This is a genomic window from Rhizobium leucaenae USDA 9039, from assembly GCF_000426285.1.
Lineage (GTDB): Bacteria > Pseudomonadota > Alphaproteobacteria > Rhizobiales > Rhizobiaceae > Rhizobium > Rhizobium leucaenae.
On the sequence record NZ_AUFB01000006.1, the window covers coordinates 204,223 to 230,632 of the forward strand.

Genomic DNA, 26,410 nt, shown 5'->3' on the forward strand with positions numbered 1-26,410 from the left:
GTCGCAGCGATCTCCTACGCATGGCACTCGTGCCCGGCGGCCTTAACTGGCTTCCTGGTCACCGGACTTTGACGCGACCTCGCTCAAAGCCTTCTGAACCGCGTTAACCAAGGATGTCATCGAATAGGGTTTTTGAAGCCAGGCAAGCGGGCAGGCCGGGCCCGCCCGCTGGACGATCTCGTGGTCGGCGTGAGCCGTCGCGAAAATGCAGCGAATACCGTGGTCTTTGAAGAGCTCCAGCGCCGCATCTACGCCGTCGCGTTTGCCCGCAAGCCTTATGTCCATGATCGCCAGGGCCGGCTGACGCGAAACGGCAAGGCGGATCGCCTCCTCGGCCGAGGCGGCGATGCCCGCCAATGAATATCCCGCAGCAACGAGGGTAGCCTCGACGTCCATGGCGATAAAAAAATCATCTTCGACAATGAGAATGGTACTATTGCTCAAGGCCAGGCCTACCTCTCCGCCATTCGCGAAAACGCGACACTGCAGCGCGTCGTCGAACCTGAACTTACGGCAAAGGTGGCGCCGAGTTGGCGGGCAAGGCCTTCGACCAGCCGAAGGCCCGATGATCTGTGGCGCACCGAGTTCAGTTCGAAGCCCGGCCCATCGTCCTCGACTGAAAGAATGTCGGCGTCCCCTTCCTGGAGAAGTGAGACCCGAATGTTGAGCTCGGCATCTCCGGTCCCTCCGTGCTTGAAGGCATTGGTGACCAGCTCGTTGATAATCAGAGCAAGCGGCATTGCGGCATCGTTGGGAAGCTCGCCGGCATCAGCCTTGCGGGTGATTTTGGCATATGATGGAAGGGTCTGCTGCACGGCAACGCAGACGGCGTCGAGAAACTGCGGCAGGCTGAATCGTGTTGCGTCGATCGTATCGTACAATACACGCTGGGCGGCGGCCATCGCGCTGATCCTGCCGGTCGCATCCTCAAGAATGTGGCGCGCCTCTTCGCTCTGGCTGCGCCTTGCGGCACTTGAAAGCAAAGACTGCAGCATCTGCATGTTGTTCTTGACCCGATGGTTAAGTTCGTTGAGCAGCATTCGCTGCTGTGTCTCGGCTTGCTTGCGCTCGCTGATATCCACCAACATGTTGATGCCGCCAACGATGTTGCCATCCGCGTCATAGATCGGCGTCGGGTGCGGAATAAACGGAACACGCGTGCCATCGGGCCGTTCCGCCACGGCTTCGACACCGCGCACCGCCCGCTTCTCCTGAAGGGCGACCGCCATGGGGCACTTGTCATGCGGCAGCGGTGTTCCATCCGGCCAATAGAGCTTCGGGCTGATACACCACCTGTCGCTGCCGAGCTTCGGGACGCGGCCGGCGAAGTCCACCGCCGCCTGATTGAAATATGTAATCTTGCCCTTTGGATCCGTCGTATAGATTGCCGTCGGAATGGCTGCGAGGAGATCTTGAAGCTGCTGCTCGCTGGCTCGAATCTTGGTCTCGGCTTCCTTGCGCTCGGTAATGTCGCGGGCGATCTTGGAGGCTCCAACGATCCGCCCTTTGGCGTCACGGACCGGGGATATGGTGAGCGAAATATCGACAAGGCTGCCGTCCTTGCGGCGGCGCACGGTTTCGAGGTGGTCGATCATCTCGCCGGTGCGGATACGCCTTAGAATTTCCGTCTCTTCATCCATCCGGTCCGGCGGGATTATGATGGTAATCGACTTGCCGACCACCTCATCGGCCGTATAACCGAAAAGTCGTTCAGCGCTGCGATTCCAGGTGGTAATGATGCCATCGAGATTCTTGCTCACGATCGCATCGTGCGAAGATTCGACGATTGAGACCAAATGCTGGGCCGCTTTCTGCGCCCGCATGCGTTCGATGCCGAACCCAAGCTGATGCGCGAGCGCCAAGGCGACATCAGTCTCTCCATCCATGAAGACGTGCGGCTGATCGAAATATGCCATGAACTTGCCGAGGAGCTTCCCGCTATCCATCAGAGGAATGAAGGCTATTGCTCGTATCCCTTCAGCGAGAATGGTGTTCTTGAGAACTTCCGGAAGAGCAGCTTGCCGGATGTCTGCGATATAGATGGGCTGAGGATTTTCCTCATTCGCCTTCCAAGGCGAATGGCCCTCGACCGCCGCGCGATAGGCATCTGACAACCCTCTCCAAGCCACGAATTGCAAAATGGAGGCGCTGTCATACAAAAGGATAGATGAGCGCTGGCAGCGCAACGCTTCTTGAATCGCATCCAGAGCCAATTCGTAAACATCGCCCAAAGATCGCGCATGCTGCAACCTATCGGTCAGCCGGTAAAGTGCAGCCTGCTCCTGGATGCGGGCGGCGAGTTCTTCCTGCACCTGCTTGCGCTCGCTGATGTCGTGCTGGACGCGCACGGCGTAGAGAAAGCGCCCGTCTGCATCGCGCACGCTCGATGATGTGACCGACGTCCAGAAGAAACTGCCGTCCTTCCGGGAAACTCGCTTCTCGACGGAGTATCGATCGATGGTACCTGCAACCTGGCGCCGAAACTGTTCGCGATCGTGCTCGACGTCCTGGGAAAACGCTTCGTCAAAGATCGAGCGGCCGATGAGTTGATCGGCGGTTAAATCCATCAGTTCGCAAAGCCGCAAGTTGACGCGCAACAATCGTCCGTCGGCATCGATCTCTGCAATGCCGCTGCCCGCGTGCTCGTACGTGGTCGCAAGCCTGCGCTCCTGCTCGTGGAGGAGAGCTTCGGCCGCGGCCCGATCGGTAACATCGATCATGAAGCAGCGTGTGCCGATTGTTCCGCGATCGCGTACGCGGCCGTTCGACGTTATCAGTACATGGCGAACCGAACCGTCCTTTGCGTGCAATCTCGCCGGATACTGCCTGATCGGCCGGTGATTGCGCAGGCAATCGAGAATGTCGCCGGCAACTGACTGGTCGAGATGATAATCCCTTATGTTGCAACCGACATACTCGCTCTCAGCATAGCCAAGCATCGCAAGTTCGGCCTGATTGGCGCGCAGTATGGTTCCATTATCCGCGAGAACATGCAGACCGACAGCGCCGTTCTCGAAAAATTTGGAGAGATCTTCCTTTGCGTTGTGAAGGGCTGTGGTTTCATGAAAGCAGTTGATGGCCCCGATCAACTTGCCCGTCTCATCTTCCACCGGCTCGATGTGAACCATGGCCCAAACCGAAGAGCCGTCAGGTCGCTCTACCCTTATCTCGGCTCCCTGCATCGGAATGCCGGTGCGCAACACGGCTGCCATCGGCGTTTCATTCCGGCGAATTTGCTGGCCACCAATGTAGAGACGGTATGAACCGCAATATCTCTCGCTGTCATCGCCAGTGAGAGGCGCGCGGCCCCATAACGTTGCGGCAAGGGAATTGAACCAAAGAATACGACCGTCGGCATCGCAGGCATAAATTGCCACGGGCAGCCTTTCGATGAAGTCTTGGCTGACCTGCAATGCAGTTGCATTCCCGACAAAGGACAGGAAACTTGGCGAGGCTGGCGCTGAATTTTGTTCTATGCTCATCGCCATCCCCCCGCCTAGGCAGAATAATGACGATAATGCCGGTGCCGGTGAAAGGTTCCATTTGCGCGAGCCACTTATGGAGAAAGTAAATTCCTCAACACGGCCATAAAGTTAGACGACATCACAGGAGCGGACTTCGACTATCTTTTGATCGTCGAAGCATTTTGTCGAAATAATCGACCGCTGCGCAGCATCACGTCCCGTGAGACGTGGTTTGATTTTCCCGGCCCATCCGCATGTCGCGGGCACGCACCAGAGCTTCGGCAACTTGCTTATCGCTGAACGGCTTTGGAATAATTGCGAAGGCCCCACCGAATCCGTGCCGGATCGCCTCGGGTATTCCGGTTACGAAAATAACCGTTGTATGAAAGCGATCGATAAGCCTGCGGGCGAGCTGAGGGCCACTTTTTCCCTCCGAAAGGCCGACATCGACCAAGGCAATGTCGGCCCGCCTGGCATAGGCCAAAGCCTGCTCGACTCCGGATGCCGGGCCGAGCACCGCAAACCCTGCATCGGCGGCTATTTTCTTAAGTTGTAGGGCGACGAGTCCCTCGTCTTCGACAATCAATACGTTCATCGTGCATTTTCCTCCTCCATAATTATCTAGGCGCTGTCAGCCGTTTTTCCATTTATGGAAGCATTCATCTGGAAGTATTCATCCGTCAGGATGGTTCCGTCACGTCGATTTACGCAAGAACGGTGCCGCCGCAGATATTGCCGCCATCTGGCTTGTATGTTCGGACGGCATGGATGCGGAATTGCCGGTCGACCAGACGCACTTCAGACATAATGCCACCTTTGTGTCGCTGCGGGGAGGCCCGCGTTTGCGAAACGCCCGGCGGCGATTTCAATCAGACAAAGACGAGTAATTTGGTTGCGGCCTATCGCCGTCGCTGCGGCAGCGGGCAGCTAAGACCGCATCCGCCGCTGCTTTCCTCGCCGGCGCTGGCAAGACATCCTGCCGCTCGGCCCATCACAGGCCGCAGCCATTGGCGTTCCGGTACGCAAATCCCGTTTCGCGCTGTTCGGCCTTGCGGGCCCGATGAGCGCGGCCGCCACCTTGAGCGTCGGCCCGCTGACATTCATCGGCCTTATGGGGCCGCATCTGGCAAGGGAAGCGGGGCTCGTGCGCTCTTCCGCAAATGGTGGGAGCAGCCGCCATCGGCGGCGCGCTGATGGTGTTTGCGGACTTCATCGGCCGGGCCATCGTCTGGCCATACCAAATACCGGCCGGCCTCGTCTCGGCGATCGCCGGCGCACCTTTCCTCATGATGATGATGCGAAGAAAAGGCTGAGAAGCAATCGTGGACGGATCGTTTGCCTTTTTCAGGCCCCCATCGCGTCATAGCGCGGCCGAGGATTGCCGGCGAAACGATGGGCGCCGGTGTGGCTGAGCTTGCTGCCGGTATCGAGCCAAATCTCTCCGCCAAGAGCTCGCCAGCGATGACAAAAGGCAAAGTCCTCGCTGAGATAGATGCCGGTTTCCTCCTCGATGAGACACTCGAAGAGCGCATATTGCGTGGCCGGCGTGCGTTTGGTGCCGGGATAGGCGTGGATCGCGTCGTAGCGCAGGTCGGGATAGGCGGCGATCATCTTTTCGATGACGGCGCGCTTGATGAGAAGCATGCCGGTGCCCGCATAGATAGCGGTGATGAAATCGCCATCCCGTTCGGCACCCGGACCGGTCAGCGGCGTGCCGACATAATGCAACGCCGCTTCCGCCAGAGTTTCAGCGCTCCGTGAGGGTGCCTTCGCGGCATTGCTCCAGTCGTAGTCCTTGATGGGATACATGGCGGCGGCGACATCCTTGTCGGCATTCAACAGCCGCATCACCTGCTCCGGTTCGAAGCTGATGTCCGCATCGATGAACAGCATATGGGTCGCCGCCGTATCATTGAGAAAATGCGAGACCAGCGTGTTGCGGCTGCGGGTGATCAGCGCATCGTTGCCGAGCAACGCCAGCGTCAATTGCACACCGAACTGCCCACCGGCCTGCATCAGCGAAATGATGGATTGCATATAGTCCTTGGCGACCATGCCGCCAAAACAAGGGGTGGCTATGAAGACAAGCCGATTTTCCGTCATTCGCCAAATATCCCTTTTCCGCAGAAAGCGCCCCCGGCAGAATCTAGGGAGATTCGTTGTTTCTGTGTGTGCCGAATTATTGAATTTTGTTTCTGGCGAATTCGGCTTGGCGACCTGATGTCGCCCTTCACTCTCTCAGGCGCGACACTGCGGCAATGGATGGAATGTAGCGGCACTTTACAAGGTTCGCGCAAGTTTGCCTGTGCAGGGTCGGGCTGTTGGGGAGTACCAGATCGAGAATGCGGACTGCCGATGACGCCATGAGGGCGGCAACTGTCATGGCCTATCCGTTCGTCCGTCTTCGGTCGCGCATCGGCGCAAGCGAGGACCCAGAACAAGCTTGGCCTCCAGTATTCGGCAACTTTATCCGTCTGCATTGATCTCGAAAGAGGCACTGTCGCGTCCATCGAATGCGGCATGGCAAGCGTAGAACCATGTAAGCGTAAAAACCAGAGTCCGTGCAACGCTCGCATCTGGAGGCCCCCTTGACGAGCATTTCCTCTGTTTTATCCAATAATTATTATCAATATCAAAGATCCGGCTCGACATCGTCCTCATCGGACGATTCTGTGGCGTCCATTCTCGGCAGCAGTTCGTCCAGCAAAAGCTCATCATCCTCCTCCTCTTCGTCTTCTTCGACAGACGATCAGTCCTTGATATCGACGGCCGAGCAGCTCGTTTCGCAGCTCATGAACATCATGCTCAATCTGCAGGCCAACGCTTCGGGCGACGATTCCACCTCGGATTCGGATGACAGCTCCAGCAGCGCATCGTCTACTCAACAGGCTAGCGGCCGTATCGGTCAAGGCGGCAGCCAGAGCGATATGATCGCAGCGATGGATACGAATGGCGACGGCAGCATCACCGAAGCGGAATTTGTCGCCGCGCGTCCGTCCGATGTCAGCGAGGATCAGGCCACTTCGCTATTTAAAAGCTTCGATACCAGCGATACCGGATCGTTGACGACGGACCAGTTGGCAAGCGCAATGCAGGCCAATAGACAGCCGCCGGCACCACCTTCTGGGGAAACGCCTGATGACAGCCAGATCTCCAGCATGTTCAGCGCAATGGATACGGATGGTAACGGCAGCGTCAGCGAAGCCGAATTCGTCGCCGCGCGTCCGTCCGACGTGAGCGAGGACCAGGCGACCAATATGTTCGATAGCCTCGATACGTCAGGTTCGGGTTCCCTGACGGAGAGCCAGTTCGAGACCGCGATGAAGGCTGGACCGCCGCCGGCTCCGGATTTCAGCTCGCTGTTCAGCTCGAACTACCAGGATGATACGACGACGAGCGACCTGCTGACCGTCTGATTGGAAATGACGGCAGCAGTTTAAACTTCGTAGTTTCTATCTGTCGGCAAACTTGAGCCAGAAGGGTTATCACCTTCGCGCTCAAGTTTGCCGGCCGTTCTTTTACGGATAGTTGCCTGCCATATAATCGGCAGCTCGACGTCCATCATCTTCGCCCAAGATAATTTGGGCGAAGCAGCGATTAGAAAATCTGCTGAGCAGTTCCCTCAGAATTTGTAGCTTGCACCAATGGTAATCTTTTGCTGGTCGGCCGAGACTTTTCCAATTCCAGTGCCAAAGTCCTTGTTTCCGAAATCGGAGTAGCGATATTCGCCGCGAATGAGGATATTGTCGGTGAGCGCGTGCTCGATGCCGCCGCCTGCCGTCCAGCCGATTAGGATATCATCTTTTTTGCCGACTGCGGGTACGTCGATCTTGCCGCCTGCAGCCGCAAGACCCGCCGTCGCGAAAATCAGATTCCGATCCAGCGCGTAGCCCACGCGGGCGCGGCCGGAGGCGTCCCATTCGAGATTGGTTTCGTTGCCTTTCTCAAAGTTGTAGTTGAAGTCGTTCTCAATGCCGTAAACGATATTTCCATGTTGAAAGTTGTAGCCGGCATGAACACCGGCCGATCCGCTGTTGAGGTTCTGATCCAGGCCCAAATAGGTCGCTTTGTTCCGAGTGTACCCGCCCTGGGCACCCAGATAAAAGCCAGACCAATCAAAGCCCGAAAAGTTCTGTTGCTCCGGCTGCGGTGTAGACTGCTCAAAGGTTATGTCGGCAGCCATAGCCGGCGCGGCCAGGGAGAGAACGAAAGCGCCGAAAGCGAATATTCTGAAATCCATAGGGATGCCCCATCTTGTTTTGCAAGGGAGAGGGCGAGGCAAAACGCTCGACCCGCTCGTGACGATGCACCATGCCTCGAGCGGAGATTGCGCAGTGTCTTTTGATGTTAAGTTATGTTGCGAGGACGTTTGCGAAGGCTGTCCGATGGCCGAACCAGATCGCGATTTTCGTGCAATGCCCCTTCTCGATGGGCGCCGAATCCATCAGCGCCGCAACATATCTCAACATTTCCAAACACAGCGCCACGAATTCCTTTGCTATCTATATGACTTCCAGTCATCGGAGTTGCTGGCGTGACCTACCCGCATGCAAACATAATCATTGCTGAAACGACGGAGGTTCGAGGGCTCACTCGAACCACGGAAAGGCACTTGAAATGGCTCTTTACGAGCAATCCAACATCCTTATCGTCGAAGACGACGCCGATATCGCGGCCATGCTTGTCGAGTTGTTGACAGACAACGGCTTCACTGCCCAAACCGTTGCCAACGGCGCCGAAATGGACCGGCTGCTCCGTTTTCACAAGTTCGACCTGATCGTTCTCGACGGCATGCTGCCCGGTGAGGATGGATTCAGCATTTGCATGCGTCTGAGAGCCACGCGGTCCATTCCCATTTTGATGCTGACGGCACGGCGGGAGGATATCGATCGCATTCTTGGGCTTGAACTGGGTGCCGACGATTATGTCACCAAGCCATTCAACTCTCGCGAGCTGCTCGCCCGCATCAAAAGCATTCTGCGTAGGGCATCGTTTTCCCGGCGAGAAGAAGAAGTATCCGGGCCACTGACTTTTACGGGATGGCGCATCGATCCCAACAGCCGGCAGCTCTTCGACGCCGAAGGCGATGAAGTGTCGATGACAACCGCTGAGTTCGACCTTCTCTGGGCGTTCTGCACCAATCCGAACAAGGTGCTGACCCGCGACCAGCTTCTGTCCATGACGCATGCCGGATCGGCAGGACCCGTTGAACGCAGCATCGACGTCCACATCAGCCGGATACGGCAGAAGATCGAACCGAACCTGAGGGATCCGGCGTTCATCAAGACGGTCCGGCTGGGCGGCTACCTGTTCGCAGCCGCGGTGGAGAAATTGCCGTGAAAAGCCTCCGCACGGCCTCCATCCGCACGCAGATCCTCGTGCTGGCGCTTTTGCTGATCGTTCTCGTGTCCGTGGTCGCTGCGACGACCGAGCCGTTTATCTACGGTCGTCACGACAAAGGCATGGCGATCGGTTTGCTGGCGGGACGGATCGAGCGCGTGGTCGACCAATTCCGAGACGCTCGATCTCCTGAAGAGGAGGCGGCAGCTTTGGATTTGGCCACGAGACTGCAGATCTCGGTGGAGAAACTGCCGGCGAGCCAGATATCTCCGCGCGACGAGGCGGAGGCGTCATCGGCCGACATTCTTCAGAGAACGCGACGCGCTCTGGAAGACGACTTCTTCGACGGTCTGCGTCACCTCTTCGATAAGGAAGTAGCATCCGTTCCCCTCATCGTGAAAATCGATCAGGAACGGGCTCTTGTTTTCCATATGCCGACCTTTTCTCGGTCCTTGTGGTTCTTCCCTGCGGTGGCGAGCGGAATTCTGAAAATCGTCATTCCGCTGATCGTGCTCGCCTATGTCAGCAGTTGGCTGATCATCAGGCCGATGGGCCGCTTTGCGGCGGCAGCGGAACGCGCAAGTACCGACGACAGTCTGGAAAAACCGTTCGTGGCGGAAGGCAGCTCCGAGATCCGAAGCCTCGCCGCATCGCTCAACACAATGCGCAGCCGCATATTGCAAATGGCGGAAAGTCGGACGCGAATGCTGAGTTCGATCAGCCACGATCTCAGGACACCTTTGACGCGATTGCGCATGCGCGTGGAGCGCTGCGAGCAGCCGGAGCTCCAGGGCAAGATGCTCCACGATCTGACAGTGCTCGATGGCATGATCAATGAAAGTCTGGCGTTTCTCACAAACGCTGGTCACAACGTGCCGTCTCGGAAAGTGGACCTTTCGAGCCTGCTGCAAACGATTGCGACGGACTTCTCGGAAACCGGCATCGATGTCCGGTTTTCCGGGCCTCGGCGGCTAAAATATATGTGCAAATCCGAGGCGATTACGAGGGCGATATCCAATCTGGTTGAAAACGCTTCTCGTTACGCGACCCAAATCGATATCGATTTGCAGGACCGGGGCGACGAAGGGATATTTGTAAAAGTGAGCGACAATGGTCCGGGCTTGACGGATGAGCTCAAGACTCGGGTGCTGGAGCCCTTTTTCAAAGCGGATGAGGCTCGCACCACCGGAGTGGGAGGCGGCTTTGGTCTCGGCCTTCCGACCGCCGAGGGCATCATCAGGAAAGGTCATGGCGGAAAACTGACCTTGCTGGATCGGGCGCCGAATGGTCTTGTGGTGGAGATCATTCTTCCGCCCGTGCGTGACGGCGGCGATGGCCGCCTTTCGGCGATTTCCGACAGCACAGCTTCGATCATCTGAGTGTGCCTGACGCCGCGGGTTTCAGCCTCTCAGACCTTCAGGGCGAGGCGCATCTCACGTCTCCAATATTGCAGGAAGCCGTTCCCGAAGCTCCTTCACCAGCACGCGCTCATTTTCCGAGTAATCGACCGGGACGTTGACCAGATGAACGCCGGATCCTGAGAATGCATCTTCAAGAACTCGCTTGAACTGGCCGATGTCGTCGACCCTGGTTCCTTTGGCGCCATAGGATTCGGCATATTTCACAAAGTCCGGATTGCCGAAGGTCATCCCGAAATCCGGGAACTCGTCTACGGCCTGCTTCCAGCGGATCATACCGTAGGCATTGTCCTCGATCACGAGTATCACGAGGTTCAGTTTCAAGCGGACAGCCGTCTCCAGCTCTTGGGAGTTCATCATGAAGCCGCCGTCGCCGCAGATCGCCATGACGCGCCGCTCCGGATAGAGCATCGAGGCAACCATCGCCGATGGAAGTCCCGCTCCCATAGTGGCAAGAGCATTGTCAAGCAGCAGCGTGTTCGCCATCCGCGTCCGGTAGTTGCGGGCGAACCAAATCTTGTACATGCCGTTGTCGAGCGCGAGGATGCCATCATGCGGCATCACTTCGCGAATGTCGTGCACTAGGCGCTGGGGCGTAAAACGATCCTCCGTCGCCCGCGCCGTGATACGTTCGAGTATGCGTTGCCGCAAGTGGAAAAGTGCCTGCGCGTTCGGCAGCCTGCCCTCGAGGCGATCCGCCAGTGCCTTGAGCGACGGCCCGATATCGCCGATAACTTCCGCTTGCGGGAAATAAACCTGTTCGACGGTTGCGGGCTGATATCCGACATGGACCACATGCGGACCGTCCTTGCCCATGATGAAAGGCGGTTTTTCGATCGTGTCATGACCGATGGTGATGATGAGGTCGGCCTGCTCGATCGCCTCATGCACATAGTCGCGTTCAGAGAGCGCGGCGGTGCCCATGTAAAGCTCGGTGCCGCCCGGAACTGTTCCCTTGCCCATCTGCGTCGTGAAGAACGGAATGCCGGTTCGTATCACGAACTGCGCAATGTCTGATGTCGAGCGGGGGCGCGAGGCCGCAGCTCCGAACATCAGAAGCGGACGCGTGGCGGCAGCGATGAGACCGGCCGCCCGATCCAGCGCCGCGTCGCTTGCCGTCGGCAGTTCGAGCTGGTGCGGCGCGATGAGTGCGATGTCCTGGCATTCTTCGGCTGCAATATCTTCCGGAAGTTCGAGATGGACGGGCCCCGGTCTCTCTTCCTGGGCGATCCGGAACGCCTCCCTGACCATTGTGGGTATCATCTGCGGCGACACGATCTGCCGCGCCAGTTTCGTGAGCGGTTTCATCGATGCGACCACGTCGACGACCTGAAACCGCGCCTGGCGAGACGAGAGGACACCCTTCTGACCCGTAATCATCACCATCGGCATCGCACCGAGCAGCGCGTATGCGGCGCCGGTCGAAAGGTTCAGGGCCCCCGGTCCAAGCGTCGTCAGGCAGACTCCCGGCTTTCCCGTCAGGCGGCCATAGGTCGCTGCCATGAATGCGGCTGCCTGTTCATGCCGGGTGAGCACCAACTGGATCGACGATCTGCGGATGGATTCGACGACGTCGAGGTTCTCCTCGCCCGGAATGCCGAAAATGCGGTCGACACCTTCATTCTCAAGTGCGGCCACTAGGAGATCAGAGCCTTTGGTCATGGATGGAGGTCCGTGCTGGTTGGCGGTCGATCGGTCGAGGCTTACCGAATTGGAAGAAGAAGACCTTGAAGATAGCTTCTTTTGGGAAGTAGTCCAATCGTAGTTTGGTCCCGCGCTTGAAGGGTCCATGTCGAATGGGGCAGGTAACCGGACGAATTTGCGGGCGTTTTAATTTGGGTGCCTGCCAATTGAGCGGGCTCAACTCGGCCTTCTGGCGAGATTGACGGAACATTATCGCGAGCTGAATTGGCGCTTTAGGCGTGGTCGTCCGAAAGCTTTACCCCAGACCGCCCAAGCAAACATATTTCAGTTCCGTATATTCGTCGATGCCGTGGCGTGAACCCTCGCGGCCCAAACCGGACATTTTCACACCTCCAAAGGGAGCCTCGGCGGTGGAAATCAGGCCGGTGTTGACGCCAACCATCCCGTATTCCAATGCTTCCGCCACGCGAAATACGCGTGACAATTCGCGTGCATAGAAATAGGAGGCAAGACCGAACTCGGTGTCATTTGCCTGTTCTATGACGTCGCTCTCGTCGCGAAAGCGGAAGAGCGGCGCGACCGGTCCAAAGGTCTCCTCGCGAGCAAGCTGCATGCTGTCATCGACGTTGCGAAGAACGGTCGGCTCAAAGAAGTTGCCGCCGAGAGAATGACGGTTGCCGCCCGAGATGACCTCAGCGCCGTTGGCCACCGCGTCGCGAATATGCGCCTCAACCTTGAGAACGGCATTCTCATCGATCAGCGGGCCAAGGACGACATTCTGATCCAGCCCGTTGCCGACCGTCAGTTTCTCAACCGCAGCGGCGAGCTTGGCTGCAAAAGCTTCATAGACACCATCCTGGACGTACAGGCGGTTGGCGCAAACGCAGGTTTGCCCGTTGTTGCGAAACTTGGCGATGATCGCACCCTCGACCGCAGCGTCGAGATCGGCGTCGTCAAACACGATGAACGGGGCATTGCCGCCAAGCTCGAGACCGAGTTTCTTGATCGAAGGCGCGCATTGCCGATAAAGCAGTTCGCCCGTGCGCGTGGAACCGGTGAAGGTCAAAACCCTGATGGCCGGGCTTGCAGTCAACGCGCCGCCAATTGCCGCGGCATCGCCGGTGACGATATTGAGAAGGCCTGGCGGCAGGCCCGCGCGCTCCGCGAGAACGGCAAGCGCGATGGCGGAAAAAGGCGTCTGCGGCGCCGGCTTGAGAACGACCGCACAGCCGGCGGCAAGTGCCGGGCCGACCTTGCGGGTTACCATGGCATTTGGAAAATTCCAGGGGGTGATGGCAGCGACGACGCCTGCCGGCTGGCGCAGGACAAGAATCCGCTTATCCTGCTGATGGCCGGGTATCGTCTCGCCGTTGATGCGCCTCGCCTCCTCGGCGAACCATTCGATAAAACTCGCACCATAGGCAATCTCACCCTTGGCTTCGACCAACGGCTTTCCCTGCTCCAGCGTCAGGATCATCGCCAAATCATCGATATTTTCGATCATCAGGCGGTGCCACGCCTTCAATATGGTGGCGCGCTCCCCCGCGGTCTTCTTTGCCCAGAGCTTTTGGGCGATCACGGCGGCCCGGATTGCCTCCTCGGTTTCCGTCGCACCTAGATCCGGAACTGCGCCGAGCACCTCGCCTGTGGCCGGATTGCGGATCGTCGTCGCCTGATGATCCTTCGCTTCGATCCAATTGCCCGCAATCGGACACGCTTGACGAAATAGTGAGAGATCATTGAGCTTCATGGGACGACTTTCAGCAAAATACGTGAGCAGCATCCGGATCGAAATCCAGATGCACCTGTTCGCCGCGGCTGAGCCCGGTGATAGCCTCATGCCCGAAGGGAAGACGCACGGCCAATGACTCGCCTGCGGCGGTCTCGGTGGCAACGTGAACGTTGTTGCCGAGGAAAGTGATATCGCTGACAGTTGCTGCGAGGCTGCCTTCCTGCACCCGGTTTCGCGACAACCGAATGCGTTCGGGCCTCAGCATCAAGGCTCCCCTCTTGCCGGAGATGGCGTTGCCATGCACCGGAATTCTGAAGACAGAATCCCCACCAAGCGAGATCGTCGCATGTCCGTCCGTCGATGACAGTAGATCGCAGGAAATGAAGTCGCTATCGCCGATGAATTCGGCAACAAAGCGAGTGCGGGGATGGGCGTAAAGTTCCGGCCCGGTGCCGATCTGGTCGATGACGCCCTTGGAGAAGACGGCAATGCGATCGGAAAGACGCAGGGCTTCCTCCTGATCGTGCGTGACGTAGAGGATCGTCACCTCGGTCTGCTGGTGGATCCGGCGTATCTCGTGCTGAATTTCCTCGCGAAGCTTCTTATCGAGAGCAGAAAGTGGCTCGTCCATCAAAAGCACCGGCGGATCGTAAGCCAGAGCTCTGGCGAGCGCGACGCGCTGTTGTTGGCCACCCGACATCTGCGCAGGCTTGCGATCCTCGAATCCCTCAAGCCTGACAAGCCGCAGCATTTCCTTCACTTTGCTGTCGACTTCCGCCTTGGATTTGCGCCGCACCTTGAGCGGAAAAGCGATGTTTTCACCGACGGTCAAATGCGGAAACAAGGTATAGCGCTGGAAGACCATGCCGATGTTGCGCTTGTGCGAAGGCGTCGAAAGCAGCGTTTGTCCGTTAAGGAGGATGTCGCCTTTCGTCGGGTTTTCGAAGCCGGCCAATATGTAGAGAGTCGTGCTTTTTCCGGAACCGGACGGTCCGAGAAAGGTCAGGAACTCGCCACGCTGGACCTCGAGATTGACATCTTGCACCGCCACGACAGGACCGTATTCCTTGCGGATGCCTCTGATCTGTAGGAAAGATTCGTTCATGATTTCAGTACCTTGCGTGCGATCGCGACAAGCGCCATCAAAGTGATCGTCAAGAGGATGAGAAGGGACGATGCCGCAGCGATGACCGGCGTCAGATCTTGCCTGAGGGTGGACCATACCTTCACCGGCAATGTCTGTAGCGTCGGGCTCGCCATGAAGATCGCCACCACCACTTCATCCCAGGAGGTCAGGAACGAGAAGACCGCGGCCGAAAACAGTCCATGGCTGATGGCTGGCAGGGTCACCCGGATCTTCGCCTCAAGAGGCGATGCGCCGCAGAGCACCGCAGCATCCTCGATGGATTTGTCGAAGCCTTCGAGCGCATTCGAAATGGAAAGGATGGAGAAGGGCAAAGCCAAAACGAGATGCGAAATGACAAAGCCGATCAGGGTTCCACCAAGACCCATCCTCAGAAAGAAGGCATAAAGAGCAACGGCAAGGACGACGACGGGCAGGATCATCGGCGTCAGGAAAAGCGCTTTCAGCGCGTCGCGGAACATGAAGGTTCCGCGCGCCAGACCGAACGAGGTTACCAGCCCAAGCAGCACGGAGAGAACCGTGACGATCGAGGCGATCCTGAAGCTCGTCCAGGCGGATGCCAGCCATTGCGGATCGGCGAAAAGCTGGCTGTACCATTGCAGCGTCCAGCCTGGAGGCGGAAAGATCAGCCACTGCGAAGATCCGAAGGAAAGCGCGGCGATGAAGAGGATAGGCAGCAGCAGGAACGCAGCCGTCAAGACTGTCACCGTCACCAGCACGTATTTCCACCAGCCGAGGCGATCGAAATTGAGAAGCATCTCAGCGCCCTCCCGTGTTCTGCACGCCGAACAGCCGTAGCTGAACGGCATAGAGCGAAAGAGTAACGACGAGGAGAACCAGGGCCGCAGCGCCGCCCATTCCCCAATTGACCAGGGACTGCACGAACTGGGCGATGAGTTCTGCCAGCATCATGTTCGCCGTGCCGCCGAGAAGCGACGGGGTAACGTAGTAGCCGAGCGACATGACGAAGACCATCAGCGCACCGGCGACCATGCCTCTCGCAGCCAAAGGCAGAAGGACGCGGGTAAGACATTGCCAGCGGTTCGCTCCGCAAAGTGCTGCCGCCTGCAGGACCGTCGGGTCGATCTTCTTGATGACGCCGTAGAGCGGCAAGATGATGAAGGGCAGCATGATATAGGTCATGCCGATCGTCACACCGGTCAGATTGTTGACGAGCGGCAGCGGCTGGTCGATCAGTCCGATTGCCATCAACATCTTGTTGATCAGCCCGGTGCGCTGAAGCAGGACCATCCAGGCATAGGTCCGGGCCAACAGATTGGTCCACATCGACAGCAGCAGGACTGCGAAAATCACGGATGCCAGCCTCGTGGGCATGATGGCCAGCGTCCAGGCGACGGGAAAGCCGATCAGCAGCGAAATCGCGGTGACGAGACCGGAGACAATGAAGGTGTTGACGAATACCTTGAGATAAGTCGCCGAGCCCAGCAGTTCGGCATAGTTGCCGAAGCCCGCCACCGGTTCCAACACGCTTCGCAACAGAAGTGCGACGACCGGGACAATGAAGAAGATTCCGACGAAAATCAGCGCCGGTATGACTTCGCCGAAGCCCGCAGGCCTGGCGGCCTTGGACGTGGTCACCGTTTCATTGGCGACGTCAATATAGGTCGACATGGCAATCCTTTCCCGCCGTAGGATCAGACAACGGCACCAGCTCCCAGGAAGATTTAGAACCTGCGCCACACACCGCGAGCAGAACGATGCCCGCGGTGCTGCCTCGGAGTTTTTTCAGACTATTTGGCCTGCCAAGCATACCACCGCTTGCCGATGGCATCGCGATTTTCAGCCCAATAAGCCATGCTCGCATTGACCTGGCTGGCGGTCTGCTGATCCGGCAAGGTCTTGGCCGTTGCAGGATCCATCAACTTGGCCGAGTCGAGATTGATGGGCGCGTAGCCGGTCGCCTTCGCCAGATCGGCCTGGGGCTGGGCGGACGTTGCAATCGCGATGAACTTCATCGCCGATTCAAAGTTCGGCGCTCCCTTTGGCACGACCAGTGAGTCGGCAGCCGTGATGTTCTGGTCCCAGGAGGTTTCCGTCTTTATGCCGCTGGCGGCGAGCGCGGTCATGCGGCCATTCCACAGGCTGCCGAAGGGAGCCTCGGCAGATGCGAGAAGCTGTTGCGACTGCGCACCGCTGGACCACCAGATGATATCGGATTTGATCGTATCCAGCTTCTTGAAGGCCCGATCGAGATCGAGCGGGTAAAGCTTGTCGGCAGGAACGCCATCAGCTAGCAATGCCGCCTCGATCACGCCGGGCGCCGACCACTTGTAGAAGGTGCGCTTGCCGGGAAATTTCGCCGTATCGAAGAGATCGGCCCAGGTCTTGGGGCAGGCTTTCACGGCATCCGCATTGCAGCCGATCACGAAGGAATAGTAGAAGCTGCCGACCGAATAGTCCGTGACGAAACGGGGATCGAGCTTGGACTTGTCGATGACGGAGAAATCCAGTTTTTCCAGCAGCCCGTCCTTGCCCGCCTGAGCGGCATAGTCGCCTTCGACGTCAACGACATCCCAACTGACCTGGCCGGCTTCGACCATAGCTTTCAGCTTGCCGTAATCGGTGGGTCCGTCCTGTGCGACGACGATGCCCGTCTTATCCGTGAACGGATTGGCCCAGGCGGCCTTCTGCGCGTCCTGCGTGGTCCCTCCCCAGCTTGTGAAGACGAGCGTGTCGGCTTTCGCAGCCCCGGACATCGCGATTATTGCGGCAGCAGCCGCGAGTGCAATTCTTCTTTTCATGTTCCCTTATCCTTGTCTGTTGTCTTACAGGCATGCCTTATGCGGCTGGCGTGCTCGTCCCCTGAGGGAAGAAGCTTGCCGGCTTCATAATCTTGTTCTCGGCCACTTCGATCAGGTCGCGTATTTTCGGCAGGAAAGCCTGCCATTGCGGATCGGCCGCCAATCTCTGGCGCCTTGCCTCGCGATCATCGAGGCTCTCATAGGCCCAGATGTGAACGATCTCGTTGATGGTCCCTATTTCCGAATAGAAATAGCCGACCAGATTGCCGAGATGCGCTTTCTGAATGGCGATCCCTTCGTCCCCCACGACGTTCAGATATTGCGGGATCGCACCGTTCTTCAGCCGATAGGTCCGGATTTCATAGAACATCGCCATCACCTCATGACGAAAGGATCGGGGATCGGATCGTCGGACGTCCTCAGCCAGATCGTCTTTGTGCGGGTATAATCGAGCGCCGCGGCCAAGCCGCCTTCCCGGCCATGGCCGGAAAGGCCAAAGCCGCCGAAGGGAGCGATCGGCGATACGGCGCGATAGGTATTGACCCAGACGATACCGGCGCGAATGCCTTTCATCAGGCGGTGGGCGCGCGTGAGATTCTGGGTGAAGACACCGGACGCGAGGCCGTAGCGCGTATCATTTGCAAGGCTCAGCGCTTCGGCTTCGGTGTCGAACGCCACGACCGACAGCACCGGACCGAAGAACTCCTCGGCAAGCGAGGGCGATGCAACACCGTCGCAGTCGAGAATCGTCGGCGGGAAGTAAAAGCCCTCGCCGCTTGGCGTTTGTCCACCCGTGATAATGTGGGCGCCGCTTTGAACGGATTTATGGATGAGCGCTGTAACGTGATCCTGCTGGCGCTTCGTCGCCAGCGGACCGACTTCGGTCGCCATGTCCAAGGGCGAGCCGATGCGGATCGCTTCGGCCTTGTCCTTCAACAGGCCAAGGAATCTTTCCTTGATGCTTCGCTCCACGATCAACCGCGAACCGGCGACGCAGCTTTGTCCGGTGGCAGCGAAGATCCCCGCGACCTGGGCATTGGCGGCGCTTTCGAGGTCGGCGTCGGCAAAGACGATGAAAGGCGACTTGCCGCCCAGCTCAAGCGACGTCGAGGCAAGGTTTTCGGCCGAATTTCGCACGATGTGGCGCGCCGTTTCAGGCCCGCCGGTGAAGGCGACATGGGCGACCTTCGGATGCCGGCTAAGGGCAGCGCCGCACGATGCGCCAAAACCGGTGATGATGTTGAGGACACCAGCGGGAAAGCCTGCTTCATGAACGAAGCGCGCGAATTCCAGAAGCGGCGCCGGTCCATCCTCGGAAGCCTTGACGACCATCGTGCAGCCAGCCGCCAGCGCGGGACCTATCTTGACGGCGGAGAGAAACAACTGGCTGTTCCAGGGCACGACCATGGCCACGACGCCGATCGGCTCACGGCGGAGCCAGACGTCCATGTCCTGCTTGTCGATCGGGAGATAGGATCCTTCGATCTTGTCGGCGATGCCGGCATAGTAACGATAGTAGTCGGCGACATAGGCGATCTGCGCTGACGTCTCGCGGATGATCTTGCCGGTGTCGCGCGTCTCCAGCTCGGCGAGCTTCTGGGCATTGGCAGCAACGAGATCGGCAAGCTTATACAGGAGCTTGCCGCGTTGCGTGGCGGTCATCTTCGGCCAGGGGCCGTCATAGAGTGCCTTTTCGGCCGCGTTGACCGCGCGATCGACATCCCCCTCCCGCGCTTCCGGCATATCCGCCCAGTCCTTGCCGGTGGCGGGATCGATGCTCCGATATCGGGCTTCGCCGTCCAGAAATTCGCCATCGATGTAACACTGGAAACGCTGCATGGGGTTTACTCCGCAAATGCCGGCATGACCTCGGCGATAAAGCGCTCGAGTGACGCTTTCTTCCGCTCGAAGGACATGCCCGTATCGATCCAGAAGGAATATTCGTCGTAGCCCATGGCTTCATAGGCCTTGAGCCGGGCAATGACGGTCTCGGCATTGCCGACGACGTTGTTGCTGCGCATGACCGCATCGGAAAGCATCGCGTTCGCGCCGATCTCCTCTTCGGGTATCCGCTCGATGAGGCCCTGCTTAATGGGCTTCTCGTTCTTGAACCAGGCGAAGAAGTAGTTGTAGTAGACACTCAGTTCATGGGCCGCCTGCGCTATGTCCGCCTCTGTCGAGCCGACATAGGTATGGCGCAGCAGCATGATCTTGGGCCGGTCGATATCCGGATTCTTGGCGCAGGCATCGTTGAAGCGGCCCATCAGCGCCACGACTTCCTCATCGCCCTGCCAAAGCGGCGTCACCTGAACATTGCAGCCATTGGCGACGGCGAACTCATGCGAATTCGGATCGCGCGCAGCCACCCAGATCGGCGGGTTCGGCTGCTGCAAAGGTTTCGGCGCAGAAGTGGTCGACGGGAATTTATAAAACTCCCCATCATGGGCGTAGTCGCCTTCCCATATGCCTTTGATCGCTGGGATGAGCTCGCGCATCCGCTGGCCGGCACCCCAGGCGTCGAGACCCGGCAGCAAGCGCTCGTATTCGAAGGAGTAAGCGCCGCGCGCAATACCGATATCGAGCCTCCCGTCACAGATGATGTCGGTCATGGCCGCCTCGCCTGCGAGCTTGATCGGATGCCAGAAGGGCGCGATCACCGTCCCGGTACCCAGCCTTGCCCGCGATGTGCGGCGCGCCAAATCGGCGATGGTCACGAACGGATTGGGTGCAATGGTGAAATCCATGCCGTGATGCTCGCCCGTCCAAATGGCATGCATGCCACCCTTGTCGGCGATCTCGCAGAGAGCGATGAACTCCTCATAGAGGCTCTTGTGGCTCTGGCCGGCGTCGAGGCGCTCCATGTGAACGAAAAGAGAGAATTTCATGGCTGTGCTGCCTTTGTTGGAACCGAGCGGACCGTGCCGACGGTCTCGTCGCCGAAATAAACGCCGAAATTGCCGAGCTGGCTTTCCACCGCGAAGCGCGCAACGATGTCGGCGGTCGAACTTGTCTTGAAATGGCTCTTGGCCAGCGTGTCGGGCTTCAGGAACCTGCCGCTACGCGGCTCGCCTTCGGAGGCGAAGGCGCGGTAGACGATGTGTTGCTTTCCGTCGCTCTTGCCCTCGTAGACCGAGTAGAGGAAGCCGATCGTCACCGAAAGACCGGTGAGTTCCTCCAGATAATCCCGAAGTATGTCAGCAGGGCTTCCCTCCTTGCCGTCGCAGGTCGGCAGTGAAAAGACGTCATCGCCGATCAGAAGAACCTCGCCGTGACGTTCCAGAACGGCTCCGAGTTCGATGTTACCTTCCGCTGCAGCCGAAACGGCCTTGCTGGCAAGAATGGGCGTGAAGTAGCCGCCGCGGGCATAACCCAATCCGTTCAGTCCGTTGTTTTCGAAGGCTTCGATCCGCCCCATCAGGATGACGTGATCACCCGCCTCGACCAGCTTTTCGGTAGCGCATTCGAACCATGCCGAGACATTCCCCAGGATTGGACAGCCGGCAGCGCCTGCTTGCCAGTCGACCGTGGCGAACCGGTCTTCGACCGGCCGGGCAAAGGTGTTGGATACATCCTTCTGACCTTCCGAGAGAACGTTGACGGCGAAATGCTTCGCACCCGTCATGGTCGCGTAGTTGCGGGAGGTCTTGGCCAGGCAGACCAGCAAAAGGGGCGGGTCGAGCGACACCGACGTGAACGAATTTGCCGTAAAGCCGATGGGTTTTCCGTCGGCATCCTGGGCAGTCACGACCGTTACCCCTGTCGCAAATGCGCCGAAAGCATCGCGCAGTGCCCTTGGATCCGCAATCTGTAAGGTCATTTTACATCCTCCCTACTGAAAGCCATTCGGCGAGCAGCGCATTTACGATGTCGGGTGCCGTCAGATTGACCATGTGACGGTGGCCCTCGACGATCCGCGCCCAGCCGTTGGACGCTAGTGCCGCCATTTGGGTCGCCATCAGCGGCGTCGAATTGGGATCATCCGATCCCGTCAGAAACAGCGCCGGGCCCGCCACGTCCTTCCAGCGATCCGCATAGGTCGCGTCTCCTTCGGCAAATGCCGAATAAGCGACAGCATACCCCTCCGGATCGACAAGGTTCAGCCAGTTCCGCGTCAGGTCGCGCGCAACAACGCTATCGGGATCGTCGCCGAACCATCGAAGCAACGGGCCTTCCTTATCGACACCTGTCAGCGGTATGGCCGCGGCACGCGCCAGCACCGCCGCTTTTGCCGCCGGGTCACGCCGGTAGACGCCATTGAGATATGCCACACGCTTGATACGGCTGCCGAACGTTGCCGCCGCACCTCCGGATACCAGAGCACCCATCGAGTGGCCGGCGACATTTGCGGTCTCGATCGTCATTTCGTCTAGGAATTGCCCGAACCAGGCGACGAATTGCTCAAGACGGCTTCCGGCCGGCAGACGGGCAGTTTCGCCATGGCCAGGCATATCGACTGCAATCACACGATGGCTTGCAGACAGAGCCAGAATCTGCGGCGCCCAGGCTTCAAGCCGCATGCCGACACCGTGAATCAGGACAAGCGGCTCGCCATTGCCGGCTTCATGATAGGCCGTTCCACCTGCAGTCTTGTTCCTTGCAAAGACCCAATCGGTCTTTGCAGAAGCACCCGGCGTCGTTGATCCAACGGTCAGCATGTCAGCGCCCGGCCTTTCAAACGCCGGCAGGGTTGGCGACGTCTTGGCCCAGATCCTTGAGATCCTGGTAGCGGTCACCAATGCGATGATGCGGACGCCCACCGACGGACGCGCCAAGCGCGATGACAATTTCGTCGGCTGCCGGTGCATCCGGGATTGCCGTTTGGATCGTCAGGTAATGCGAGCGGCGCCCTTCATCGTTTTTGTCCATCAGCGGGATCATGATCGGCGCATTGGCAGGGCCGCGCGTGTTGCAGAAGGCGAGATAGGACTTTGCGCCGACCGCTTGGCGATAATGATTGCCGAAGCGAAGCGTGTGAATCAGCGCCGAGGCATGCTCGATCTCGCCATCCAGACCAACCACTGCGGATTTCCCATATCCTTCAACCGCATCGCCGGAGCCGACGGCCTCGATGATCATCTTGGTGAGCAGTTCGCCAAGGATTGGAGCGGCGGCGTGAATTTCGGGCTTCAGGTCTTCGACGAAGCCGCGCCCTGCCCAGGGATTCTTCACGACGGCGTAGGCGGTAAACAGCTTCAGCGGCACCTGTGCCGGCTTGCCACCCTCGATCAGCGTCGTCTCGATCTGCAGCCCGGTCTTGCGAATTTGAATGGTCATCGAACACCTCAGTTTTGACGTCATGTATTATGGTATGCCATAATATGAAAGTGTCAAGCCGATTCCTTCTTGCTACAAAGATTCAAGAGGGATTTCGAAATAGCGACGTGAAATCAGAGGATTGCCCGGGCTCCCAATGCGCCTTCCAACATAATCGTTCCAGACGCGGGCGTTAGAGCCGGCGCCGGTATTGTCTGCTCGGATATCCTTAATGCGGGCGGGTGTTCGGAGGCACGGCAATGCATTTCATACGATGCTCCACCTTATTACTTAATATGGCATACCATCACATTGAGCAAAGTTAGGTGTCAAGCTTGCAATATTGCTTGCCGTCGTTTCCGGAGTCGCCAATACGCCCGCGAGGAAACCCGCGTGCGGAAGCAGATCGAAAGAGATGGTCGAAGAGGTTTTCAGTCGTTCCGGCTATATGCGGGGAGCTGTCACCGCTTTATTCTGCGGAGTCCTTTGCGGACAGAACCGCTTCCGCGATAGCACTGGCGGCTGCAACATGGTCCATGGCAGCCTTGTAGGCGCCTTCGCCGTCGCCATTGCGGATCGCGTCCACGATCTTTGCCATTTGACGCGGACCTTCGATGTCGCGGTTCTTCGTCTTGATCGTCATTGACCGCAAATGGTTTATGCGGACCGTAAGAAGGTTGACGACGCCCCAGGCGACATGTCTGTCGACCATGGTGAACAGTGTTTGATAGAAAGAAGATGTGTGCGAGAGCACTCCAGGCATGTCCTTGTCGCGGTAGCTGTCGCGGATTCCCTGCAGCGACGTTTCCAGCGCTGTGACGATCTCGGGACTTCCGCGCTGCGCGCACAATCGCGCCGCCATGCCTTCGAGCACGCCGCGGATCTCGTAGATCTGCTTGGCCTCGTCGAGATCGAGCTGGGCAACAATCGGACCCTTGTTTGGCAGATTGGCAACCAGCCCTTCCGATTCCAGATGCCGCAGAACTTCGCGCACGATCGTCCGGCTCACGCCGAGCTGAGCACACATGTCGCGTTCGACGAGTCTATCGCCCGGGCGAAAATACCCGTTTACGATGGCTTCGCGAACCTTATCGAGCGCGAGCTCCCGCAGCGTCTTTGCGGGACGCTCAACTCTGATCGCCGCGTCCTTTAGGGCACCGCTCATTCTTGCACCTCAGCATTGGACGTGTTTCGCAAGCTCGACTTCCGTTCGATGTCGATTTCATAAGAATCGTATTATGGCGTACCACACACTATCAGCGATTGGCAATTCAACCGACGTCGATCTGTGAGACTGCCAGCAGCCGCATTTCGATCAAGTCGGGTGGAGCGAGCAAATTGCGCCAAGTGTAGCCGATTCGCGCATGATTCGCGGCAAAAGCAAGGCGGGGCTGCCACTGTTAATAATGGTTTATCACCTCAGGCATTAAAACAAAGACGCAGCGCATAGCGGACATGATGTCTCCTGCCGTCCCCCAAAGGCATGATCCGTCAATCTTAGTTTGCGTATCCTTATGTCTGCCAACTCCACGCCCCGCCATTTTCGCGCCCAAACCTCTTCCGTAATCGCGATAACAGTTTGCTTTCTCGCCGTTGCATTGGTTTTGACCGGCCTCGTGGCGCATGTGGTTATGACAATGACCCGATCAGCGAACGAAATCGACGATGCGCGCGCAGACCGCGCTGCACATGCTGCGATCGCCTCGTTCATGGCCAAGCTCGGAGCCACAATTAAGGACAATGCCGTCTGGGATGATGCCTATAAGGCCATCGGCACTGCTGCCGCCGCAGATTGGGCCTATGAAAATTGGGGCAAGACCAGTGCCGATTATACACTCTATGATGGGGCCGTCGTAATCGGCCCCGATGGCAATGCGATTTCCGCCTATCTCAAGGGCAACCTGTTTCAGCCGCGCGACTATTTTGGAAAGTTTTTCGATCGCCAAATTGAAGCGGCCGCCAATCCGCAGCCGGCGCCTTTGCTCAATTTCTTCAAGACGAAGGCGGGAATCCTGCTTGTGGCATCACAGGCAATCCAGCCCTTCAGCGCAACGAGCGAGCTTCCGAAGCTCAGTGTCTTGACCTTTTTCAAGGAATTGACGCCGGAAGTCGTCGATGCGCTCTCGGATGAACACGAACTCGACGGGCTGCGCCTCCAGGAAGCACCCGAGCCGGATAAGCTGAATTCCCCGATCAAGGACATGGACGGTGCGGTGATTGGCTATCTTGTTTGGCCAAGCAAAGCTCCCGGAGAGGCCATTTTCGATAAGGTCTACCCCTATGTGGCGGCCGCAGCTGCCATCCTCGTTCTCTTCCTGGCAGCCGTCTTGCTTGCAGGCGCGTCGGAGGCCAGGCGTCTTCGTCGTTTGGCCGAGGCGGCGAGATTTGAAGCAAACCATGACAGCTTGAGCGGCCTGCTCAATAGACACGGCATTCTTGGAGTGCTGGATCAACTGGATGGCACCAGCTCCCCAGCATCGCTCTACATGATCGATCTTGACGGCTTCAAAGCCGTCAACGATGCGTGGGGCCATGCTGTCGGAGACGAACTGATCGGAATCGTCGCAAAAGCTCTGCAGGGCTGTCATCCCGAAATCCATGCCTTGGCAAGACTGGGCGGTGACGAGTTCGCATTGGTGCAGTTCGGATCCTCTCCGCATCGAGACATAGAAGACTCTATTCTCAAGCTTTTTCTCCATCCCTTCAAAATCGGCGGACGAACGATCGAAGTGGGGACGAGCATCGGCGTAGCATGTCGCACCGGCAATATCGCCCCGCTGGAGCTTCTTCGCAGAGCCGATATGGCTCTTTACCGCGCCAAAGAAAATGGCAAGGGACAGGCCGTCACCTATGATCTCGAGCTGGATCGCGAGCGCCAGCGCATCGCCGAACTGGAAGGCGAGCTGAGAAATGCCATCAACAACGGCGCGATCGAACCGGCTTTCCAGCCTCTCGTATCGGCGTCAACCGGCGCTATCATCGGTCTTGAGGCGCTCGCACGCTGGCGGAGCCCGGTCGGAAGTATCAGCCCGGAAGTCTTTATTCCGCTTGCCGAAAAGTCCGGCCTCATCGACGCATTGGGCGTGCATATGCTGCGGACGTCGATTCACCATGCGAAGGACTGGCCGGGCCTGGCGCTTTCGGTCAATGTCTCGCCCGTCCAGCTCTGCAATCCGGACTTTGCCGCACAAGTCACGGCAGTCCTCGATGAGTCCGGTTTCGATCCTGCCCGCCTGACGCTGGAAATAACCGAAGGCGTCCTGATGACCAATCCTGACCAGGCGCGCCGCTCGATAGATGTGCTTCGGCGCATCGGAATCAAATTCGCGCTCGATGACTTTGGCTGCGGCTATGCCAGCATCGGTGCCCTGCGGCAGTTCGGGTTCGATCGCATGAAGATCGACCGATCCCTGGTATTGGGCCTCGAAGAGAATGCCAACGGGATCGATATTCTGCGTGCCACGGTCGCTCTGGCGACAGCCCTTGAAATTCCGGTAACTGCCGAGGGGATCGAGAACTCTCGTCAGGCGGAGATATTGCGAGCCTCCGGTTGCGACCAGTTGCAAGGCTATCTGGTCGGCAAGCCCATGTCGTCCGGCGAGATTGGCGAGAGGCTCCGTCAAGGCAGTTCAGCCGCGTGAATTGCAGCCATC

General features: G+C 58.3%; 22 protein-coding genes and 1 pseudogene. 5 read left to right on the plus strand and 18 right to left on the minus strand.

What is annotated here, in order from left to right:
- Positions 1-42: 42 nt before the first annotated feature.
- The 3 genes from K290_RS0111880 to K290_RS0111890 form a co-directional block, all read right to left on the minus strand.
- On the minus strand, positions 43-444 hold the full coding sequence (locus K290_RS0111880) for a response regulator (RefSeq protein WP_245276522.1): 402 nt from the start codon (positions 442-444) through the stop codon (positions 43-45).
- An 8-nt stretch (positions 445-452) separates the two neighbouring features.
- Entirely contained in the window at positions 453-3,482 is a 3,030-nt protein-coding gene (locus K290_RS35855) for a PAS domain S-box protein (protein WP_161631243.1), read from the minus strand.
- A gap of 193 nt (positions 3,483-3,675) precedes the next feature.
- Positions 3,676-4,059, minus strand: a complete 384-nt coding sequence (locus K290_RS0111890) for a response regulator (RefSeq protein WP_028752137.1) — start codon at positions 4,057-4,059, stop codon at positions 3,676-3,678.
- A 363-nt stretch (positions 4,060-4,422) separates the two neighbouring features.
- On the opposite strand from K290_RS0111890, the pseudogene K290_RS36195 reads away from it, so the two are divergent.
- Positions 4,423-4,777: pseudogene (locus K290_RS36195) on the plus strand (iron chelate uptake ABC transporter family permease subunit); the annotation flags it as partial.
- Positions 4,778-4,808: 31 nt separating this feature from the next.
- Here the strand turns inward: K290_RS36195 and K290_RS0111910 are convergent.
- Positions 4,809-5,567 carry a hypothetical protein gene (locus K290_RS0111910; RefSeq protein ID WP_028752138.1) on the minus strand — a complete coding sequence of 253 codons (759 nt, stop codon included), beginning with the start codon at positions 5,565-5,567 and terminating at the stop codon, positions 4,809-4,811.
- Positions 5,568-6,220: 653 nt separating this feature from the next.
- Here K290_RS0111910 and K290_RS0111915 point away from each other — a divergent pair.
- Positions 6,221-6,880, plus strand: a complete 660-nt coding sequence (locus K290_RS0111915) for an EF-hand domain-containing protein (protein ID WP_245276523.1) — start codon at positions 6,221-6,223, stop codon at positions 6,878-6,880.
- A 206-nt stretch (positions 6,881-7,086) separates the two neighbouring features.
- Here the strand turns inward: K290_RS0111915 and K290_RS0111920 are convergent, their stop codons facing one another.
- A complete protein-coding gene (locus tag K290_RS0111920; RefSeq protein ID WP_028752140.1) occupies positions 7,087-7,704 on the minus strand; it encodes an outer membrane protein in 618 nt (205 codons plus the stop codon).
- A 377-nt stretch (positions 7,705-8,081) separates the two neighbouring features.
- Between K290_RS0111920 and K290_RS0111930 the strand changes: the two genes are divergently transcribed.
- Together K290_RS0111930 and K290_RS0111935 are read left to right on the plus strand one after the other, a co-directional pair.
- A complete protein-coding gene (locus K290_RS0111930; protein WP_028752141.1) occupies positions 8,082-8,804 on the plus strand; it encodes a response regulator in 723 nt (240 codons plus the stop codon).
- Positions 8,801-10,183: an ATP-binding protein gene (locus K290_RS0111935; RefSeq protein WP_028752142.1), complete on the plus strand. Its 1,383-nt coding sequence runs from the start codon at positions 8,801-8,803 to the stop codon at positions 10,181-10,183. Before K290_RS0111930 ends, K290_RS0111935 begins: the two co-directional genes overlap by 4 nt.
- Before the next feature lie 54 nt (positions 10,184-10,237).
- Here the strand turns inward: K290_RS0111935 and K290_RS0111940 are convergent, their stop codons facing one another.
- The 13 genes from K290_RS0111940 to K290_RS0112000 form a co-directional block, all read right to left on the minus strand.
- Positions 10,238-11,884 carry an acetolactate synthase large subunit gene (locus K290_RS0111940; RefSeq protein WP_028752143.1) on the minus strand — a complete coding sequence of 549 codons (1,647 nt, stop codon included), beginning with the start codon at positions 11,882-11,884 and terminating at the stop codon, positions 10,238-10,240.
- A 277-nt stretch (positions 11,885-12,161) separates the two neighbouring features.
- Positions 12,162-13,616 carry an NAD-dependent succinate-semialdehyde dehydrogenase gene (locus K290_RS0111945; protein WP_028752144.1) on the minus strand — a complete coding sequence of 485 codons (1,455 nt, stop codon included), beginning with the start codon at positions 13,614-13,616 and terminating at the stop codon, positions 12,162-12,164.
- 10 nt (positions 13,617-13,626) lie between these two features.
- Positions 13,627-14,703 (minus strand): ABC transporter ATP-binding protein, encoded by a 1,077-nt coding sequence (locus tag K290_RS0111950; protein ID WP_028752145.1) that lies wholly within the window; start codon positions 14,701-14,703, stop codon positions 13,627-13,629.
- Positions 14,700-15,500, minus strand: a complete 801-nt coding sequence (locus tag K290_RS0111955) for an ABC transporter permease (protein ID WP_028752146.1) — start codon at positions 15,498-15,500, stop codon at positions 14,700-14,702. Before K290_RS0111955 ends, K290_RS0111950 begins: the two co-directional genes overlap by 4 nt.
- 1 nt (position 15,501) lies before the next feature.
- Entirely contained in the window at positions 15,502-16,374 is an 873-nt protein-coding gene (locus K290_RS0111960; protein ID WP_028752147.1) for an ABC transporter permease, read from the minus strand.
- A 119-nt stretch (positions 16,375-16,493) separates the two neighbouring features.
- On the minus strand, positions 16,494-17,504 hold the full coding sequence (locus K290_RS0111965; RefSeq protein ID WP_028752148.1) for a polyamine ABC transporter substrate-binding protein: 1,011 nt from the start codon (positions 17,502-17,504) through the stop codon (positions 16,494-16,496).
- 37 nt (positions 17,505-17,541) lie between these two features.
- Positions 17,542-17,874, minus strand: a complete 333-nt coding sequence (locus tag K290_RS0111970) for an NIPSNAP family protein (RefSeq protein ID WP_028752149.1) — start codon at positions 17,872-17,874, stop codon at positions 17,542-17,544.
- A gap of 5 nt (positions 17,875-17,879) precedes the next feature.
- Entirely contained in the window at positions 17,880-19,343 is a 1,464-nt protein-coding gene (locus K290_RS0111975; RefSeq protein WP_028752150.1) for an aldehyde dehydrogenase, read from the minus strand.
- 5 nt (positions 19,344-19,348) lie between these two features.
- Positions 19,349-20,389 carry an LLM class flavin-dependent oxidoreductase gene (locus tag K290_RS0111980; RefSeq protein ID WP_028752151.1) on the minus strand — a complete coding sequence of 347 codons (1,041 nt, stop codon included), beginning with the start codon at positions 20,387-20,389 and terminating at the stop codon, positions 19,349-19,351.
- Positions 20,386-21,321, minus strand: coding sequence for a flavin reductase family protein (locus K290_RS0111985; RefSeq protein ID WP_028752152.1), 936 nt, complete (start codon positions 21,319-21,321; stop codon positions 20,386-20,388). Before K290_RS0111985 ends, K290_RS0111980 begins: the two co-directional genes overlap by 4 nt.
- Before the next feature lies 1 nt (position 21,322).
- On the minus strand, positions 21,323-22,159 hold the full coding sequence (locus K290_RS0111990; protein WP_028752153.1) for an alpha/beta fold hydrolase: 837 nt from the start codon (positions 22,157-22,159) through the stop codon (positions 21,323-21,325).
- A 16-nt stretch (positions 22,160-22,175) separates the two neighbouring features.
- Positions 22,176-22,778, minus strand: a complete 603-nt coding sequence (locus K290_RS0111995) for an amino acid synthesis family protein (protein WP_028752154.1) — start codon at positions 22,776-22,778, stop codon at positions 22,176-22,178.
- A 448-nt stretch (positions 22,779-23,226) separates the two neighbouring features.
- A complete protein-coding gene (locus K290_RS0112000) occupies positions 23,227-23,922 on the minus strand; it encodes a GntR family transcriptional regulator (protein WP_028752155.1) in 696 nt (231 codons plus the stop codon).
- Positions 23,923-24,271: 349 nt separating this feature from the next.
- Here K290_RS0112000 and K290_RS0112005 point away from each other — a divergent pair, with 349 nt between their 5' ends.
- Positions 24,272-26,398, plus strand: a complete 2,127-nt coding sequence (locus tag K290_RS0112005) for a bifunctional diguanylate cyclase/phosphodiesterase (RefSeq protein WP_028752156.1) — start codon at positions 24,272-24,274, stop codon at positions 26,396-26,398.
- Positions 26,399-26,410: the final 12 nt, after the last annotated feature.